This window comes from Psychromonas ingrahamii 37, from assembly GCF_000015285.1.
GTDB classification, from domain to species: Bacteria; Pseudomonadota; Gammaproteobacteria; order Enterobacterales; family Psychromonadaceae; genus Psychromonas; species Psychromonas ingrahamii.
In genome coordinates, this window is record NC_008709.1 from 3,507,924 (window position 1) to 3,529,791 (window position 21,868).

At 46.9% G+C, this 21,868-nt stretch carries 4 protein-coding genes; all 4 read right to left on the bottom strand.

Translation table 11 applies throughout. The features are described from left to right. Positions 1-644: 644 nt before the first annotated feature. The 4 genes from PING_RS14685 to PING_RS14705 all read right to left on the bottom strand — a co-directional run bounded on the left by PING_RS14685 (position 645) and on the right by PING_RS14705 (position 21,632). Positions 645-14,087: an Ig-like domain-containing protein gene (locus PING_RS14685; RefSeq protein ID WP_011771108.1), complete on the bottom strand. Its 13,443-nt coding sequence runs from the start codon at positions 14,085-14,087 to the stop codon at positions 645-647. Positions 14,088-15,273: 1,186 nt separating this feature from the next. Then, positions 15,274-18,552 (bottom strand): beta strand repeat-containing protein, encoded by a 3,279-nt coding sequence (locus PING_RS14695; protein WP_011771109.1) that lies wholly within the window; start codon positions 18,550-18,552, stop codon positions 15,274-15,276. A 1,197-nt stretch (positions 18,553-19,749) separates the two neighbouring features. After that, positions 19,750-20,526 (bottom strand): ice-binding family protein, encoded by a 777-nt coding sequence (locus PING_RS14700; protein ID WP_011771110.1) that lies wholly within the window; start codon positions 20,524-20,526, stop codon positions 19,750-19,752. A gap of 482 nt (positions 20,527-21,008) precedes the next feature. Then, a complete protein-coding gene (locus tag PING_RS14705; RefSeq protein ID WP_011771111.1) occupies positions 21,009-21,632 on the bottom strand; it encodes a DUF1294 domain-containing protein in 624 nt (207 codons plus the stop codon). Positions 21,633-21,868: the final 236 nt, after the last annotated feature.

Below are 21,868 nucleotides of genomic sequence, written 5' to 3' on the forward strand. Positions count from 1 at the left end.
TGCGAACTTAGGTTTTATGGCACGGGTCTAACAAAGAAAGGATTTAACGATTAGAAAAGTGGCCAAATAATGAGCTGCAAGTAAGAACCCTGCTTTGTATGGCCACCGATTTTTCACCTTAGAGCAAGCTATTCATAAAAAAATGAGGGAGGAAAATGAAACCTTTTTTCTAGATAAAAAGGCTGAGCGCCATTGATGACAGCGAATAAAAGCGCCGCAACAAAACATCTTATTTATTTCCTTTACGGGTGATCAATTCCTTTAAGTTGCGCATACTAATTTATTAATCTGCATGTGAGGTGATTGTGGTTTGACATAATCGCATAAGCGCAAATATTAAGGCTAAACATAGAGGTCAGCTAGTGCGTAGACTCAATCATCCACTGCCGCCGATCCTCAAAGGATTTTTCTGTGTAGTTATGTTCACCGCAGCAATAAGCGCAGAGAACGTAATAAGAAATATAAAGGCAATAAAGGGTATTTGAAAGGGAAAATTGAGGGTGACAAGATGTTGTTATAACTATCTTCTGGCATGCAAAAAAGCATGCCTGAAGATAGATTGATAATAGAAGCTCGTCACCATTTATGGGTGTGCAGTTACTCCACAGTTATTCCACCTGCGGACTTAACAATACAAGCAAACCTTAAGGAGCCAGCCCCTGCGACGTTAACACGTGGATTGGCATGGATTGCAGATAGTGATCCACCGGGGTGGAACCCACGGTAGTACCTCTCATATCTGCCACTGTTCCCTTCCACAGCTTACCCTGCACCATATGTTGCACACTGCTGAAACTAGTAGTCTCCTTAAAGAATCCTGTTCTCATGATACTGACTCCCTGCTTATATCCAGTCGTAATTTTCGTATTTCTAATCTCCAACTTATTCGCTGACCCCGCCACCATACTATCGGCCAGATTACCTGCATCAGCTCCGTTTAAGTCGATCAACCCGGCATTGCCAACGATAATCACTTGATCGCTCGCATCCAAATTATTGGCTGCGGTCCATCTCCCCCAACTTTCATCGCTGACAGTCTTAAATTCCAAGTTAGCAGAATCGACCAATATATACACGGTATAATCAATATTCGCGTCGAAAATCCGCCCGCTATGACTCGATGACACACCATTCACTAGATCAAACACAACCACAGAGGCATCGTTTATTTCACCATTATAATCATCTGTGGTAGCAATATTACCAGCGGTATCTCCAACAAAACCTGTCGCTATATCGAGGTTATCACTCCCACCGTTCGCTAATAAATTTACATCACCTTCTAATGCTGCTGCTTTGCTATCATTTAGCGTAATAGTAAAGGTCGAATTATTTGTTGCCACGGCACTTTTGATATCATCTACGGTAAAAGGGACATTATTCGTATCATTATTATCGTTATCCATATCCCAGTGCAGTTTACTCCAATTTAAATTGGCCTTGAGGTCGGTATTAACATCTTCAGCACCGCTTAATAACGTAGTGATATTCGTACCAGTCAATACCAGTGTATTGTTCGCTTCATTATAAACCGCACCGGTAATGGTGGTGGTTGGGACTTCGGTATCCACAGCTTGCACGGATTCAGTCGCAGCCAGATTATTATTGCCGGCGGTATCCTTAGCAATATCAGCAGCCACATTAACGGTCATGTCGGTAATGCTGTTCGCGTCAGGCGTCACGACTAAGGTATATTGGCTGGCTGAAACCTCAGTAAAGGTGCCTTTTGTGCCCCCTATCAAGGTCACATCATTGGCAGTAAAACCACTCATCGCTTCGCTAAAGTTAAAGGTGTAAATTACCTCGCCAATTGCGGTGCCGGTAGTATTATCGCTGATGGCCACCGTCGGAATAACCGTATCCACTGCCTGCACGGATTCGGTCGCAACCAGATTGTTATTGCCGGCGGTATCCTTAGCAATATCAGCGGCCACATTAACGGTCATGTCGGTAATGCTGTTCGCGCTCGGCGTTACTACCAGGGTATATTGGCTGGCTGAAACCTCAGTAAAGGTACCTTTTGCGCCCCCCGTTAGGGTCACATCATCAATTGTAAAACCACTCATCGCTTCGCTAAAGTTAAAGGTGTAAATTACCTCGCCAATTGCGGTGCCGGTAGTATTATCGCTGATGGCCACCGTCGGAATAACTGTATCCACTGCCTGCACGGATTCGGTCGCAACCAGATTGTTATTGCCGGCGGTATCCTTAGCAATATCAGCGGCCACATTAACGGTCATGTCGGTAATGCTGTTCGCGCTCGGCGTTACTACCAGGGTATATTGGCTGGCTGAAACCTCAGTAAAGGTGCCTTTTGTGCCCCCCATTAGGATCACATCATTGGCAGTAAAACCACTCATCGCTTCGCTAAAGTTAAAGGTGTAAATTACCTCGCCAATTGCGGTGCCGGTAGTATTATCGCTGATGGCCACCGTCGGAATAACCGTATCCACTGCCTGCACGGATTCGGTCGCAACCAGATTATTATTACCCGCGGTATCCTTAGCAATATCAGCGGCCACATTGACGGTCATATTGGTCGTACTGTTCGCGTCAGGCGTCACGACTAAGGTATATTGGCTGGCTGAAATCTCAGTAAAGGTGCCTTTTGTGCCCCCCGTTAGGATCACATCATTGGCAGTAAAACCACTCATCGCTTCGCTAAAGTTAAAGGTGTAAATTACCTCGCCAATTGCGGTGCCGGTAGTATTATCGCTGATGGCCACCGTCGGAATAACCGTATCCACTGCCTGCACGGATTCGGTCGCAACCAGATTATTATTACCCGCGGTATCCTTAGCAATATCAGCGGCCACATTGACGGTCATATTGGTCGTACTGTTCGCGTCAGGCGTCACGACTAAGGTATATTGGCTGGCTGAAATCTCAGTAAAGGTGCCTTTTGTGCCCCCCGTTAGGATCACATCATTGGCAGTAAAACCACTCATCGCTTCACTAAAGTTAAAGCTGTAAATTACCTCGCCAATTGCGGTGCCGGTAGTATTATCAGTGATGGTCACCGTCGGAATAACCGTATCCACTGCCTGCACGGATTCGGTCGCAACCAGATTGTTATTGCCCGCGGTATCCTTAGCAATATCAGCGGCCACATTAACGGTCATATTGGTCGTACTGTTCGCGTCAGGCGTCACGACTAAGGTATATTGGCTGGCTGAAACCTCCGTAAAGGTGCCTTTTGTGCCCCCGGTCAAGGTCACATCATTGGCAGTAAAACCACTCATCGCTTCGCTAAAGTTAAAGGTGTAAGTTACCTCACCAATTGCGGTGCCGGTAGTATTATCGCTGATGGTCACCGTCGGAATAACCGTATCCACTGCCTGCACGGATTCAGTCGCAACCAGATTGTTATTGCCGGCGGTATCCTTAGCAATATCAGCGGCCACATTAACGGTCATATTGGTCGTACTGTTCGCGTCAGGCGTCACGACTAAGGTATATTGGCTGGCTGAAACCTCCGTAAAGGTGCCTTTTGTGCCCCCGGTCAAGGTCACATCATTGGCAGTAAAACCACTCATCGCTTCGCTAAAGTTAAAGGTGTAAATTACCTCCCCAATTGCGGTGCCGGTAGTATTATCGCTGATGGCCACCGTCGGAATAACCGTATCCACTGCCTGCACGGATTCGGTCGCAACCAGATTATTATTACCCGCGGTATCCTTAGCAATATCAGCGGCTACATTAACAGTCATGTCGGTAATGCTGTTCGCGTCAGGCGTCACGACTAAGGTATATTGGCTGGCTGAAATCTCAGTAAAGGTGCCTTTTGTGCCCCCCGTTAGGATCACATCATCAATTGCAAAGCCACTCATCGCTTCACTAAAGTTAAAGCTGTAAATTACCTCCCCAATTGCGGTGCCGGTAGTATTATCGCTGATGGTCACCGTCGGAATAACTGTATCCACTGCCTGCACAGATTCAGTCGCAGCCAGATTATTATTACCGGCGGGATCCTTAGCAATATCAGTGGCTACATTAACGGTCATGTCGGTAATGCTGTTCGCGTCAGGCGTCACGACTAAGGTATATTGGCTGGCTGAAATCTCAGTAAAGGTGCCTTTTGTGCCCCCCGTTAGGATCACATCATCAATTGCAAAGCCACTCATCGCTTCACTAAAGTTAAAGCTGTAAATTACCTCCCCAATTGCGGTGCCGGTAGTATTATCGCTGATGGTCACCGTCGGAATAACTGTATCCACTGCCTGCACAGATTCAGTCGCAGCCAGATTATTATTACCGGCGGGATCCTTAGCAATATCAGCGGCCACATTAACGGTCATGTCGGTAATGCTGTTCGCGTCAGGCGTCACGACTAGGGTATATTGGCTGGCTGAAACCTCAGTAAAGGTGCCTTTTGTGCCCCCCATTAGGATCACATCATTGGCAGTAAAACCACTCATCGCTTCACTAAAGTTAAAGCTGTAAATTACCTCGCCAATTGCGGTGCCGGTAGTATTATCAGTGATGGTCACCGTCGGAATAACCGTATCCACTGCCTGCACGGATTCGGTCGCAACCAGATTGTTATTGCCCGCGGTATCCTTAGCAATATCAGCGGCCACATTAACGGTCATATTGGTCGTACTGTTCGCGTCAGGCGTCACGACTAAGGTATATTGGCTGGCTGAAACCTCCGTAAAGGTGCCTTTTGTGCCCCCGGTCAAGGTCACATCATTGGCAGTAAAACCACTCATCGCTTCGCTAAAGTTAAAGGTGTAAATTACCTCCCCAATTGCGGTGCCGGTAGTATTATCAGTGATGGTCACCGTCGGAATAACCGTATCCACTGCCTGCACGGATTCGGTCGCAACCAGATTGTTATTGCCCGCGGTATCCTTAGCAATATCAGCGGCCACATTAACGGTCATATTGGTCGTACTGTTCGCGTCAGGCGTCACGACTAAGGTATATTGGCTGGCTGAAACCTCCGTAAAGGTGCCTTTTGTGCCCCCGGTCAAGGTCACATCATTGGCAGTAAAACCACTCATCGCTTCGCTAAAGTTAAAGGTGTAAGTTACCTCACCAATTGCGGTGCCGGTAGTATTATCGCTGATGGTCACCGTCGGAATAACCGTATCCACTGCCTGCACGGATTCAGTCGCAACCAGATTGTTATTGCCGGCGGTATCCTTAGCAATATCAGCGGCCACATTAACGGTCATATTGGTCGTACTGTTCGCGTCAGGCGTCACGACTAAGGTATATTGGCTGGCTGAAACCTCCGTAAAGGTGCCTTTTGTGCCCCCGGTCAAGGTCACATCATTGGCAGTAAAACCACTCATCGCTTCGCTAAAGTTAAAGGTGTAAATTACCTCCCCAATTGCGGTGCCGGTAGTATTATCGCTGATGGTCACCGTCGGAATAACTGTATCCAGTACCTGCACGGATTCAGTCGCAACCAGATTATTATTGCCGGCGGGATCCTTAGCAATATCAGCGGCTACATTAACAGTCATGTCGGTAATGCTGTTCGCGTCAGGCGTCACGACTAAGGTATATTGGCTGGCTGAAACCTCAGTAAAGGTGCCTTTTGTGCCCCCCGTTAGGATCACATCATCAATTGTAAAACCACTCATCGCTTCACTAAAGTTAAAGGTGTAAATTACCTCCCCAATTGCGGTGCCGGTAGTATTATCGCTGATGGTCACCGTCGGAATAACCGTATCCACTGCCTGCACGGATTCAGTCGCAACCAGACTATTATTGCCGGCGGTATCCTTAGCAATATCAGCGGCCACATTGACGGTCATCTCGGTAATGCTGTTCGCGTCAGGCGTCACAACTAGGGTATATTGGCTGGCTGAAACCTCAGTAAAGGTACCTTTTGTGCCCCCCGTTAGGATCACATCATCAATTGTAAAACCACTCATCGCTTCACTAAAGTTAAAGGTGTAAATTACCTCCCCAATTGCGGTGCCGGTAGTATTATCGCTGATGGCCACCGTCGGAATAACCGTATCCACTGCCTGCACGGATTCGGTCGCAACCAGATTGTTATTGCCGGCGGGATCCTTAGCAATATCAGCGGCTACATTAACGGTCATGTCGGTAATGCTGTTCGCGTCAGGCGTTACTACCAGGGTATATTGGCTGGCTGAAACCTCAGTAAAGGTACCTTTTGCGCCCCCCGTTAGGGTCACATCATCAATTGTAAAACCACTCATCGCTTCGCTAAAGTTAAAGGTGTAAATTACCTCGCCAATTGCGGTGCCGGTAGTATTATCGCTGATGGTCACCGTCGGAATAACTGTATCCACTGCTTGCACGGATTCAGTCGCAACCAGATTGTTATTGCCCGCGGTATCCTTAGCAATATCCGCGGCCACATTAACGGTCATATTGGTCGTACTGTTCGCGTCAGGCGTCACGACTAAGGTATATTGGCTGGCTGAAACCTCCGTAAAGGTGCCTTTTGTGCCCCCCATTAGGATCACATCATTGGCAGTAAAACCACTCATCGCTTCACTAAAGTTAAAGCTGTAAATTACCTCGCCAATTGCGGTGCCGGTAGTATTATCGCTGATGGTCACCGTCGGAATAACCGTATCCACTGCCTGTACGGATTCGGTCGCAACCAGATTATTATTGCCGGCGGGATCCTTAGCAATATCAGCGGCTACATTAACGGTCATGTCGGTAATGCTGTTCGCGTCAGGCGTCACTACTAGAGTATATTGGCTGGCTGAAACCTCAGTAAAGGTGCCTTTTGTGCCCCCCGTTAGGGTCACATCATCAATTGTAAAACCACTCATCGCTTCGCTAAAGTTAAAGGTGTAAATTACCTCCCCAATTGCGGTGCCGGTAGTATTATCGCTGATGGTCACCGTCGGAATAACCGTATCCACTGCCTGCACAGATTCAGTCGCAACCAGATTATTATTGCCGGCGGTATCCTTAGCAATATCAGCGGCTACATTAACGGTCATGTCGGTAATGCTGTTCGCGCTCGGCGTTACTACTAGAGTATATTGGCTGGCTGAAACCTCAGTAAAGGTGCCTTTTGTGCCCCCCGTTAGGATCACATCATCAATTGTAAAACCACTCATCGCTTCGCTAAAGTTAAAGGTGTAAATTACCTCACCAATTGCGGTGCCGGTAGTATTATCGCTGATGGCCACCGTCGGAATAACCGTATCCACTGCCTGCACGGATTCAGTCGCAACCAGATTATTATTGCCGGCGGGATCCTTAGCAATATCAGCGGCCACATTAACGGTCATGTCGGTAATGCTGTTCGCGTCAGGCGTCACTACTAAGGTATATTGGCTGGCTGAAACCTCAGTAAAGGTGCCTTTTGTGCCCCCCGTTAGGGTCACATCATTGGCAGTAAAGCCACTCATCGCTTCGCTAAAGTTAAAGGTGTAAATTACCTCACCAATTGCGGTGCCCGTAGTATTATCGCTGATGGTCACCGTCGGAATAACTGTATCCAGTACCTGCACGGATTCAGTCGCAACCAGATTATTATTGCCGGCGGGATCCTTAGCAATATCAGCGGCCACATTAACGGTCATGTCGGTAATGCTGTTCGCGTCAGGCGTTACTACTAGGGTATATTGGCTGGCTGAAACCTCAGTAAAGGTGCCTTTTGTGCCCCCCGTTAGGGTCACATCATTGGCAGTAAAGCCACTCATCGCTTCGCTAAAGTTAAAGGTGTAAATTACCTCACCAATTGCGGTGCCCGTAGTATTATCGCTGATGGTCACCGTCGGAATAACTGTATCCAGTACCTGCACGGATTCAGTCGCAACCAGATTATTATTGCCGGCGGGATCCTTAGCAATATCAGCGGCCACATTAACGGTCATGTCGGTAATGCTGTTCGCGTCAGGCGTTACTACTAGGGTATATTGGCTGGCTGAAACCTCAGTAAAGGTGCCTTTTGTGCCCCCTGTCAAGGTCACATCATTGGCAGTAAAACCACTCATCGCTTCGCTAAAGTTAAAGGTGTAAATTACCTCGCCGATTGCGGTGCCAGTAGTATTATCGCTGATGGTCACCGTCGGAATAACCGTATCCACTGCCTGCACGGATTCAGTCGCAACCAGATTATTATTGCCGGCGGGATCCTTAGCAATATCCGCGGCCACATTAACGGTCATGTCGGTAATGCTGTTCGCGTCAGGCGTTACTACTAGGGTATATTGGCTGACTGAAACCTCAGTAAAGGTGCCTTTTGTGCCCCCTGTCAAGGTCACATCATTGGCAGTAAAACCACTCATCGCTTCGCTAAAGTTAAAGGTGTAAATTACCTCGCCAATTGCGGTGCCGGTAGTATTATCGCTGATGGTCACCGTCGGAATAACCGTATCCACTGCCTGCACGGATTCAGTCGCAACCAGATTATTATTGCCGGCGGTATCCTTAGCAATATCAGCGGCTACATTAACGGTCATGTCGGTAATGCTGTTCGCATCAGGCGTCACGACTAGGGTATATTCGCTGGCTGAAACCTCAGTAAAGGTGCCTTTTGCGCCCCCCGTTAGGATCACATCATCAATTGTAAAACCACTCATCGCTTCGCTAAAGTTAAAGGTGTAAATTACCTCGCCAATTGCGGTGCCGGTAGTATTATCGCTGATGGCCACCGTCGGAATAACCGTATCCACTGCTTGCACGGATTCAGTCGCAACCAGATTATTATTGCCGGCGGGATCCTTAGCAATATCAGCGGCTACATTAACGGTCATGTCGGTAATGCTGTTCGCGTCAGGCGTCACTACTAAGGTATATTGGCTGGCTGAAACCTCAGTAAACGTGCCTTTTGCGCCCCCCGTTAGGATCACATCATCAATTGTAAAACCACTCATCGCTTCGCTAAAGTTAAAGGTGTAAATTACCTCGCCAATTGCGGTGCCGGTAGTATTATCACTGATGGCCACCGTCGGAATAACCGTATCCACTGCTTGCACGGATTCGGTCGCAACCAGATTGTTATTGCCGGCGGTATCCTTAGCAATATCAGCGGCTACATTAACGGTCATGTCGGTAATGCTGTTCGCGTCAGGCGTCACTACCAGAGTGTAGACACTGTCTCCATCGACACCGCTGTCAAAGCTGCCAACTTTGCTGCCGCCGGTGACAGTAACATCAGCCACGGTAAAGTCGTTGACGGCTTCCGGGAAGGTGAAGGTATAGATCACTTCGCCGGTGGCCGTATCAACGGTGTTATCCGTAATCGCAACAGTCGGTGCGGTCGTATCACCGGTCACTGAAAAGTTACTGGTGGCAGGACTTTCGTTGCCCGCGGCATCGGTTTCCTGAGTATTGAACTGGTAGGCAGTACCATCGGTAACAGTAGCGCTGTAGCGCCAGGTCGTTCCGCTAATAGTTGCCGCACCCAGTAAGACACCGCCATTATAAACATTAATGCTTGAGCCAGCCTCATTGCTGCCACTAAGCACTAGCGCAGTATCGTCGGTGCTATCGCCCGAGGTTAAATCACCTGTCACTGAACCCTGATTATCGCTGATCACCATCGGGCTCGCCGCCATTGAACTAGCTGTTGGTGCGGTCGTATCCCCAGTCACTGAAAAGTTACTGGTGGCAGGACTTTCGTTGCCCGCGGCATCGGTTTCCTGAGTATTGAACTGGTAGGCAGTGCCATCGGCAACAGTAGCGCTGTAGCGCCAGGTTGTTCCGCTAATAGTTGCGGCCCCCAATAGGGTGTTGCCACTATAAACATTAACCTTTGAGCCAGCCTCATTGCTGCCACTAAGCACTAGCGCAGTATCGTCGGTGCTATCGCCCGAGGCTAAATCACCTGTCACTGAACCCTGATTATCGCTGACCACCATCGGGCTCGCCGCCATTGAACTAGCGGTTGGTGCGGTCGTATCCCCGGTCACTGAAAAGTTACTGGTGGCTGGACTTTCGTTACCCGCGGCATCGGTTTCCTGAGTATTGAACTGGTAGGCAGTACCATCGGTAACAGTAGCGCTGTAGCGCCAGGTCGTTCCGCTAATAGTTGCGGCCCCCAATAGGGTGCTGCCACTATAAACATTAACCTTTGAGCCAGCCTCATTGCTGCCACTGAGTATTAGCGTGGTATCGTCGGTGCTATCACCCGAGGTTAAATCGCCTTGCACTGAACCCTGATCATCGCTGACCACCATTGGGCTGGCCGCCATTGAACTGGCGGTCGGTGCTGTCGTATCACCGGTTACTGCAAAGTCACTGGTGGCAGGGCTTTCGTTGCCCGCGACATCGGTTTCCTGAGTATTGAATTGGTAGGTAGTGCCATCAGCAACATGTGCGTTGTAGATCCAGCCTGTTCCAGTAACAGTTGCCGCCCCCAGTAAGGTGCTGCCGTTATAAACATTAACCCTTGAACCTGCCTCATTGCTGCCACTGAGTATTAGCGTGGTATCGTCGGTGCTATCACCATCGCTTAAATCGCCTTGCACTGAACCCTGATCATCGCTGGCCACCATCGAACTGGCGGTCGGTGCCGTCGTATCACCGGTTACTGCAAAATTACTGGTGGCAACGCTTTCGTTACCCGCAGCATCGGTCTCTTTAGTATTGAACTGGTAGCTAGTGCCATCGGTAACAGTAGCGCTGTAACTCCAGGTCGTTCCGCTAATAGTTGCCGCACCCAGTAAGGTGCTGCCGTTATAAACATTAACACTTGAGCCTGCCTCATTGCTGCCACTGAGTATTAGCGCGGTGTCGTCGGTGCTATCACCCGAGGTTAAATCGCCTTGCACTGAACCCTGATCATCGCTGACCACCATCGGGCTCGCCGCCATTGAACTGGCGGTCGGTGCGGTCATATCCCCGGTCACTGAAAAGTTACTGGTGGCAGGACTTTCGTTGCCCGCGGCATCGGTTTCCTGAGTATTGAACTGGTAGGCAGTACCATCGGTAACAGTAGCGCTGTAGCGCCAGGTCGTTCCGCTAATAGTTGCCGCACCCAGTAAGACACCGCCATTATAAACATTAATGCTTGAGCCAGCCTCATTGCTGCCACTAAGCACTAGCGCAGTATCGTCGGTGCTATCGCCCGAGGTTAAATCACCTGTCACTGAACCCTGATTATCGCTTACCACCATCGGGCTCTCCGCCATTGAACTAGCTGTTGGTGCTGTCGTATCACCGGTTACTGCAAAGTTACTGGTGACAACACTTTCGTTGCCCGCAGCATCGGTTTCCTGAGCATTGAACTGGTAGCTAGTGCCATCGACAATAGTCGCGCTGTAGCGCCAAGTTGTTCCGCTAATAGTTGCGGCCCCCAATAGGGTGCTGCCACTATAAACATTAACCTTTGAGCCAGCCTCATTGCTGCCACTGAGTATTAGCGTGGTATCGTCGGTGCTATCACCCGAGGTTAAATCGCCTTGCACTGAACCCTGATCATCGCTGACCACCATTGGGCTGGCCGCCATTGAACTGGCGGTCGGTGCTGTCGTATCACCGGTTACTGCAAAGTCACTGGTGGCAGGGCTTTCGTTGCCCGCGACATCGGTTTCCTGAGTATTGAATTGGTAGGTAGTGCCATCAGCAACATGTGCGTTGTAGATCCAGCCTGTTCCAGTAACAGTTGCCGCCCCCAGTAAGGTGCTGCCGTTATAAACATTAACCCTTGAACCTGCCTCATTGCTGCCACTGAGTATTAGCGTGGTATCGTCGGTGCTATCACCATCGCTTAAATCGCCTTGCACTGAACCCTGATCATCGCTGGCCACCATCGAACTGGCGGTCGGTGCCGTCGTATCACCGGTTACTGCAAAATTACTGGTGGCAACGCTTTCGTTACCCGCAGCATCGGTCTCTTTAGTATTGAACTGGTAGCTAGTGCCATCGGTAACAGTAGCGCTGTAACTCCAGGTCGTTCCGCTAATAGTTGCCGCACCCAGTAAGGTGCTGCCGTTATAAACATTAACACTTGAGCCTGCCTCATTGCTGCCACTGAGTATTAGCGCGGTGTCGTCGGTGCTATCACCCGAGGTTAAATCGCCTTGCACTGAACCCTGATCATCGCTGACCACCATCGGGCTCGCCGCCATTGAACTGGCGGTCGGTGCGGTCATATCCCCGGTCACTGAAAAGTTACTGGTGGCAGGACTTTCGTTGCCCGCGGCATCGGTTTCCTGAGTATTGAACTGGTAGGCAGTACCATCGGTAACAGTAGCGCTGTAGCGCCAGGTCGTTCCGCTAATAGTTGCCGCACCCAGTAAGACACCGCCATTATAAACATTAATGCTTGAGCCAGCCTCATTGCTGCCACTAAGCACTAGCGCAGTATCGTCGGTGCTATCGCCCGAGGTTAAATCACCTGTCACTGAACCCTGATTATCGCTTACCACCATCGGGCTCTCCGCCATTGAACTAGCTGTTGGTGCTGTCGTATCACCGGTTACTGCAAAGTTACTGGTGACAACACTTTCGTTGCCCGCAGCATCGGTTTCCTGAGCATTGAACTGGTAGCTAGTGCCATCGGTAACAGTAGCGCTGTAGCTCCAGGTCGTTCCACTAATAGTTGCCGCACCCAATAGGGTGCTGCCACTATAAACATTAACCCTTGAGCCCGCCTCATTGCTGCCACTAAGCACCAGCATAGTATCGTCGGTGCTGTCACCATCACTTAAATCGCCTTGCACTGAACCCTGATCATCGCTGGCCACCATCGAACTGGCGGTTGGTGCTGTCGTATCACCGGTTACTGCAAAATTACTGGTGGCAACGCTTTCGTTGCCCGCAGCATCGGTCTCTTTAGTATTGAACTGGTAGCTAGTGCCATCGGTAACAGTAGCGCTGTAACTCCAGGTCGTTCCGCTAATAGTTGCCGCACCCAGTAAGGTGCTGCCGTTATAAACATTAACCCTTGAGCCTGCCTCATTGCTGCCACTGAGTATTAGCGCGGTGTCGTCGGTGCTATCGCCATCGGTGAAATCGCCTTGCACTGAACCCTGATCATCGCTGACCACCATTGGGCTGGCCGCCATTGAACTGGCGGTCGGTGCTGTCGTATCACCGGTTACTGCAAAGTTACTGGTGACAGCACTTTCGTTGCCCGCAGCATCGGTTTCCTGAGCATTGAACTGGTAGCTAGTGCCATCGACAATAGTCGCGCTGTAGCGCCAGGTCGTTCCGCTAATAGTTGCCGCACCCAGTAAGGTGCTGCCGTTATAAACATTAACCCTCGAGCCTGCCTCATTGCTGCCACTGAGTATTAGCGTGGTGTCGTCGGTGCTATCGCCCGAAGTTAAATCGCCTTGCACTGAACCCTGATCATCGCGGGCAACCATAGGGCTCGCCGCCATCGAACGGGCGGTCGGTGCGGTCGTGTCAATGTCAATCGTTTTAACACTTGGGGCACTCATGTTACCTGCGATATCGGTTTGAGTGACAGAGATCAACTCTGCGCCTTCGCCCATTGCAGCGATATCAGTACTGGTCACCGCAACCGTCCAGTTACCATCCCCGTCCACAATCGCGGTATTACCGGCCGCCAAAATGATCGCACTTTCAAAGGTTAAGTTAACCGTTGCGCCCGTTTCACCTGACCCCGTAATATTAAAACCTTCCGTTGCTTCGCCACTATTCACTACATTGTCGTTGGCGATCGCATTTACTACTACCGCATCTGCGCTGGAATCTTTGGGTGCAATCGTTTCCGTACCACCTCCACCACCAGACAGCGCGACTGCCGCAACAATACCACCAGCAAGAATGCCACCAGTCCAGACTAAAGGTGACAAACCACTTTCTTGTGCTGCCCAGACAACGGTTGCTTCACCATTATCATTCACCAAACTGCCCTCTAACACATCTGAGCTGGTCACTGCCATACCATAGCCAGGTGTTAATGTGCCATCCGCAGAGAAAATTGCATTCATCTCGGCGCTATAAAAACCGTCAATCTGCGCAATAGGCACCCCATCAACTTCAATGTATAAATCATCACCTTTACGCTTTAATACCAACTCTTCAGGCACCCGCTGAGTATCCTGTTCGACCAAGGTATAAACAACGCCATTTAATGCAGCAAGAATTTGTAATTTAGATAAAACAAGCGTCTGTTGTGTGCCGTCTGGTAACTCAACAATTAAAGTCAATTTATTCATTTCAAATCCTTTGAATGGTAATAGAGGTCTGTTATTTTTTCTTTTTAAATCAATTTATTATATTTTTTACGTGAATTTAATATAATAGATCAAATAATCAATATTGATGGAATAATCAATTATTAATCAAATAATAGGCATCTAGAGACAAAAAATTTGAACAACCTCTTGTTTTTTATAATTTACTGATGAAAATAAACAGATTTTTACCGAAATATCGTCACTATCACTATAAAAAAAGCTAGATTGAAAAAATATTAAAAATTAAGGAGATCGAGCGGTCAGATGTGGCTTATTTAAAAATAGTTTACATATGACTTAATTATGACTTTAATATGACTAACATATATTTTTTGAAATGGTTTTAAGATAATTTCGCTCTAAAAACTGCAAACTAAAAAGTCATAGTCAACGTTTACAATGGCAGGATTTCGATAATTGACACCGACAAAATCGTCACATGTGCAAAGAGAAAAAAGATGATTTATTGCTATTATCTTTCAATGGAGAGAGCACAGCGATTTATATGGCTTGGCCTGATAGGCCAACGCCAGAATCTATGATGAAAATGGAAAATGATGGCAATCATGTTCAGCTGTTCAAAGTTGCAGAGCGTAGCAGCCCAGTATTGAAAATCCTGCAGAGTCCGTTATTGAAACTGGATTTTTAGAAACTTTACAGCGCAGGAAAGGCTGGGCAAATATTGTGATAAATTTTAGACACTGAAAAGCTTAGCAGTTATATAAGATGGGATTATCGCGACATTAAGACAAACATTGCCATAGTTGGTTGTTACCGGCAATCCAGCACCTTCCCCAAACGACTGCAAACCAAGTCTAGTGAGTAATTTAGGATGGCGTAGCACAATTGCATAACAAAGGTTGGAGATAAGCATAAATATTAAAACTAAAGATAGAGGTCAATTAGTGCATTTATCTTCACCACACCGATAAGCGCGGCGAACATAATAAGAAATCCAATGCTAATAAGCTCTACTTGAAAGGGAAAATTGAGGGTGACGAGATTGTGTTATAACGATCTCCTGGCATGCAAAAAAGCATAACCAGGAGATAGATTAATAATATAAGCTCGTCAAAGTTTATGGGTATTCAGTTATTCACTGTGGCGGATAATCAGGCCCACAGGCAGCAATGACTGTTCGTGGGCTTAACAATATAAGCAAACATTAAGGAGCCAGCCCCTGCGACGTTAACACTCCGCTTGGCATGGTTTGCAGATAATGATTATTAGCCGTGGCGGAGCCGGCCATATTGCCTGCTGTGCCATTCCACAGATCAACCAGCGTGCTCCTATTCCCTTTGTTACTAGCACTCTGTGACCACTTGGTAGTCTCCTGAATTCCCCCTTTACTACCAAGATTGATTCCCTGCTGATATGTTGTTCCACCAGGAGTTAGAGTTATTTTCGGCCCTTTGAGCGCCACATTATTCGTAGTCGCCGCCATCATACTATTGGTCAGATTACCCTGTTTACTCGTTCCATTAAGGTCGATCAGCCCATTTTTGCCAACGATAATAATTTGATCGCCAGCACCCAAACCATCTATTCCAGTTCCGCCTCCAGCTCCGTCTGGGGTTCCATCTCCGGCTCCGCTCCACATCTCTGAAATAGCAAGGTCATTCAATGGGGCCGAATCGACCAATATATACACGGTATAATCAACACCCGCGTCGAAAGTGCGCCCGCTGTGACTTGATGACACACTGTTTACCAGATCAAATACAACCACAGATGCATCGGCCATTCCGCCATCATAATTATCAGTGGTCGCAACATTACCAGCTGCATCTTTGGCAAAACCTGCCGTTATCTCAAGATTATCAATCCCTCCTGACAATAATAAATTAGTATTGCCTTCCAACGCGGCGGCTTTACCCGTCTTTAACGTAATAGTTAAGGTCAAATCATCCGTCGCCACAGCGGTGGCGATCTCATTTTCGCTAAAAAGGATATTATCCGTATTATCGTTATCAATATCCCACTGCAGTTTACTCCAGTCTAAGTTACCCTTAAGATCGGTAGTCAAGTCTTCAGCACCGCTTAATAAGGTATGAATATTAGTACCGGTCAAGACCAGCGTATCGTTCGCCTCATTATAAACTGCACCGGTAAAGGTGGTAGTAGGAACTTGGGTATCCACCGATTGCACAGACTGGTCCGCGGCAGTGTTGTTATTACCAGCCACATCCGTGGCAACATCGGCGGACACATTAACTTTTATATCGGCAATGCTATTTGCATCCGGCGTCACCACTAGGGTATAGAAACTATCGGCACCCGTAAAGCTGCCTGGGGAGCCGCCAGAGACAACGATATCACCCACTGCAAAGCCGGCGACGGCTTCTGAGAATGTGAAGTTATAGGTCACATCGCCGGTTGCCGTCTCTGCGGGGGAATACGTAATCACAACGGTCGGTACGGCAGTATCGACCGCCTGTACCGACTTGTCTGCGGCAATATTGTTATTGCCACTCCCATCCTGGGCAACAGCGGCATCCACATTAACGGTTATGTCGGTAGTGCTGCCATCGGCAGGGCTGCCATCGTCAGGCGTCACTACTAGGGTGTAAGTACTAAATAAATCTCCAGCCGGGCCGGTGCCGGTCCCTTCAGGAGTAAGGCTGCCGGCCTTACTACCGCCGGTGACAGTGACGTCATTCACGGCAAAACCGTTAACGGGTTCTGAGAAGGTGAATTTATAGGTCACCGCGCCGGTTGCTATCTCGGGGGTGCCGGGATTCGTAATCGTAACGTTCGGTAATGCCGTATCTATGCTGAGTTCAGGGGTGGTGGGGTCATCACTTGTGGTATTACCGGCAGCGTCGCTAACGGTGGCCACCACATTGTAGCTGCTACCATCCACAAGGGTAGCTAAAGCACCGATATCAGCCGTTTCGGTTTCTGTGTCAATTGACCATGTATTATCGACAACCGTTACAGTGTTATAGGTTGCGCCATTGACCGTCACGCTTAAACTTTCAAACTCGGCCAGGGTTGCAGTACCTGTAATAACAGGTGTGAGGTCCGAAGTGATTAGCGTCGTGACAGTGGGTACTGTAGTAGGCGCCGTGGTATCGATGCTCAGCTCATTGGTGCTGTTATCACTTGTTGTATTACCAACAGCGTCGCTAACGGTAGCCACTACATTGTAGCTGTTACCATCCATAAGGGTAGCTAAAGCACCGCTATCAGCCACGGTTCCCGTGTCAATTGACCATGCATTATCGACAACCGTTACATTGTTATAGGTTGCGCCATTGACCGTCACGCTTAAACTTTCACCCGCGGCCAGGGTTGCGCTGCCCGTAATAACGGGAGTGGTGTCTGAGGTTGCCAAAACGGTGACCGTGGGCGGTGTAGCAGGAGGCGTGATATCCCCAGTTACTGCAAAGTTGTCGGTAGCAGCGCTTTCATTGCCGGCGGCATCAGTTTCCTGAGTATTAAACAGATAAGCGTCATCGGCAACGCTCACGCTGTAGCTCCAGGTCGTACCACTAATAGTTGCCGCACCTAGTAAGGTGCTGCCGTTATAAACATTAACGCTTGAGCCTTCCTCATTGGTGCCACTGAGTATCAACTCCGCACTGTTGGTGCTGGTGTCTGGGTCTACTGGAGCGCCCTGATCATCGTTTACAGATAGGGCCGATGCCGTTGGTGTTATGGTATCAATAGTAAACTCTTTGGCAAGACTGGCATTACTGCTATTACCGGCAAGGTCTGTTTGAGTAGCCGTTACAGACTCTGCGCCTTCGCCCATTGCAGTAATATCAGCAGCGGTCACCGCAATCGTCCAGTTACCAGCATCGTCTACAATTGCGCTATTACCGCTAGCCAAGGTGATCGCGCTTGCAAAGGTTAAGTTAACCGTTGCACCCACTTCACCTGAACCCGTAATATTAAAACCTTCCGTTGATTCGCTACTATTCACTATATTGTCGTCGGTGATAGCATTTACCACTACCACATCTGCGCTGGAATCTTTGGGTGCAGCTGTTTCTCCGCCACCTCCACCAGACAACGCCACTGCGCCAATAGCACCGCCAGCAAGGATGCCACCAGTCCAGACTAAAGGTGACAAACCACTCTCTTGTGCTACCCAGACAACAGTTGCTTCGCCACTATCATTCACCAAACTGCCATCTAATACATCTGAGCTGCTCACTGCCATGCCATCGCCAGGTGTTAATGTGCCATCCGCAGAGAAAGTTGCATTCATCCCTGCGCTATAAAAATCTTCAATATTCGCAACACTCTTCCCTTCAACTTCAATGTATAAGGCATCAACCTTACGCTTTAATACCAACCCTTCAGGTACCTGCTGAGTATCCTGTTCAATCAAGGTATAGACAGCGCCATTTAATGCAGTAAGAGTTTGTAATTCGGATAAAGCAAGCGTTCGTTGTTTACCGTCCGGTAACGCAACAATCAAGGTCAATTTGTTCATTTCAAATCCTTTGAGTGGTAATAGAAATTTATAATCTGCTCGTTATAGTCAACTTATTGTATTTTTATCTAAATTAAAAAGCAAGTAAGTAAGTAAGTAAGTAAGTGACTAATAATTAACAAATAACTCACCAATAATCAACTAATAAAACACCTAGATACAAAGAAGCTTGGATAACCTCTGATTTTTCATTTTTTTATCATGCACCTAAATAGATTACTCACCTGCAATCTTGTCTTTATGACATGGAGATATTGAAAATAAAGGCATTTTAGTTGCAGAAGGCTACTTATTTCAAGATTATTTCAAGATTATTTCAAGGTTATTGCAAGATTACCTCAAGATTATTTCGCTCTAAAAACTGCAAACGAAAAAGCGATAGTCGTTTACAATATAGAGAAGCAATAAAAAAAGCGATCCAATCACAAACCGCATTATTGAAAGGCTTACTGACACCTTATAAATGACAGGTGGTATTAAATTATAAGGAATTTCAACCTAATCAAAGCGCCAATTGAAGGAAGATTATTAATAATAATCAACAATGAGCTGCTGATAAAACAGGGGGAAAAACGATCACCCAATGTCTGTTCTGCTGGAAAAACATGAGCACCAGAATCATTTTAGACCGAGTAGATACTGTCTATATTGACAGGCTGTTAATACCAAAATAACTAAAAAGATAATCACCCTTACTGGTTAAAATTATCCCTAACTGCGTTGTGATTTTTATTCAGAACATCCTGTTCTTCAACACCTTGTGGTCAGCTAAAGCTGTTCAAAATAGTTCTATACGATTTGTGTGAAGTGAGAATAAAGATCGAATGCAACCCACGCCTTGTTAAGGCTAATTTTTCCTTCGCAATCATTGATCACTCCATTAATTTTTTGGTATAAACGCACTTATAGCTCAAGAGGAGATGCTTTCCCGATTAAAAATGCCAGTAAAATTATCCGCCGGCTCAACAAGTGGGTCAGTCAATTGGATCACATAGCAACAAAGTATTTACGAAATAACCCTGAATAGAATGGGATGGGGGGAAATGATCATGAACTGATCGTGGTTTATTGGCAGCTTGGGCATTCGATCCAAGGCAGGCGAAGCTCAAAAAAAAAAGGATCACAGAACTAAATCTGTGATCCTTTTAAACGAATCGCTGTGGCCAAATATTAAATTAAGCCAAGCAGTTTTCCTGATTACTCAGATTCATTATTAACAGACGGCTCATGACTAACAGGCGCCTCAGTAATTTTGTTCTTCTGCAGAGTAACCGCTGTCTGTGCAAACAATCTGCCCTTAACAGTGGCACCGGTATTTACTGCGATCAGTTTTTGACCCAGAATAATACCTTCAAAATGGGCACCTGTTCCAATCGTAACCGAATCGGCAACCTGCCAGAAAACATTCTCAGCTAATGCGCCACCAGCCAATGTTACATTCTTATAAGCCGCTTGGCTTAGTGTACCTGCAATCTGTAAGATCCACACATCCGTAGCGTTGCCTTTAAGCGTCACATCGCTCGTAATACCCACATCCGTAGACCATTTATAAAGACCAGGAGTCAGCGTTAATCCGCCAATTTCACCCGCACCCAATTCGGTCTCATCCGGTGAAACTCGCCCTGCAGCGTCATTGTATGCAATTCCCATATCACCAATAGCAGAACCTAGAGTGCCGGGGGCATTGATTGAGCAGGGTGCAGGACCATTTGCATCGGTGGCGTATATATCACCAACCACTTCGCTACAGGTAAGCAGTGTCGCAGCACCTGTGATAGGGCTTGCACCAACATCCCCTGTAACTATCGAGTCAGAAACATTGGTAATACCCGATTTACTTAATACGGCAAAATTGTCCGCACTGTTAAGCTGGACAGGAGACTCCGGATAACCGGCGACGGCATTACCCACTAACAACCCGCTAATAAGTAAAGATTGTGATATTTTTTTTGAATAATTTTTAAGTGTGTTCATCAATTTTTCCTCCATGAGAAATTTTAAATCTGTAAAATAATAATGACAAATATTATGTTATTGCCAAAAATTGCGCCTCCAATCCACTTGGGTCTCAGATGGGATAGGCTGTAATAACCATACACATTATAAGGAGTGATTGTTGAGTTCTTTTGCCCGCTTTTTCCGAAGCCACTGGACTTAGTTGCGCCTACTTGCATATAGATTTGTGGTTTTATTGATAATTTAAATTAACGATTTTTTATTTAAAATCGAGCTCTTCAATTGTAAAAATAGCGGAAGAGTAGGGGTAAAAAGAAGAAAATAGAGCGTCATAAAATACCTTATCCATGCAAAAAAAGCAGTTCATCATGCTGTAATATTGATAAAAAGTCGCCCGCCTAAACGTATAAAAAAAAGCGGAACAAAAAGTAAAAAAAGTTTAATAAATGTTTATTAGCGTTGTTTTTCAGGACGTTTTTATCGGTTAACTTGTTAATTTTTTAACTATTTTGAATAATAGAATTAATAAAATCAGCATTTTTTGCGCTTAGGAAACAGAATAAAACCGATATATTGACCATTACGGTCACCCAATAAAGGGTTTTAAATTTATCTTTCTTTAATTTGTGGCCCAAGATTTTTTGCGCAAAAAAGGCACCAGGCCAACCGCCAAGAAGAGAGTATAAATGTAAGGTACTCTCTTTTGTTCTCCATCGTCCCTTTTGTGCTGCCGATTTGTCTATTGCATAGGCAATAAAAGCGACAAAACTCATCAATAGATAGATACCCGCAACGACAGAAATCAACTTTCCGGTAAAAACAGCACCTGCCAGCGCGACACAAAAAATCATGGTTAAAAAAGTGCCAAAGAAATGACCGCTTTTAGACTGTCGCGTTTTATTAGCATTTTTATTATCACCAGCAAATTTAATTTTATCCGCTTGATAGCGATTATTCTGATCTCGAACTAACTCATAAATAATAATGTCGCCGTTAACAGGCCTTAGAGAACCCGATGTGAAGGCTTTTATATGAATAAATGCCCTATTACCACCACCATTTGGATCGACAAAACCAAAACCTTTATCGTCATTCCAATTTGTTACCTTACCTTGAAGTTTCATCTACTCTCTCAGGAATGGGATAGTGACGAAGTTGACCCCACACAGAACAGGACCAGCGCATTTCTGTAATTATATTCTGCTCGCCATCAACAAACACATTTTGCTTGCTGACCTGCACAACTTCAATTTAAAAACAGATTAACATTTGATTGAAATCACTCCAATCAGCGCAACTGCAGGTAAATCATAGATATATCTTTCAGCCATCCCAGATCTAGGATCTGTTGACCTTTCAT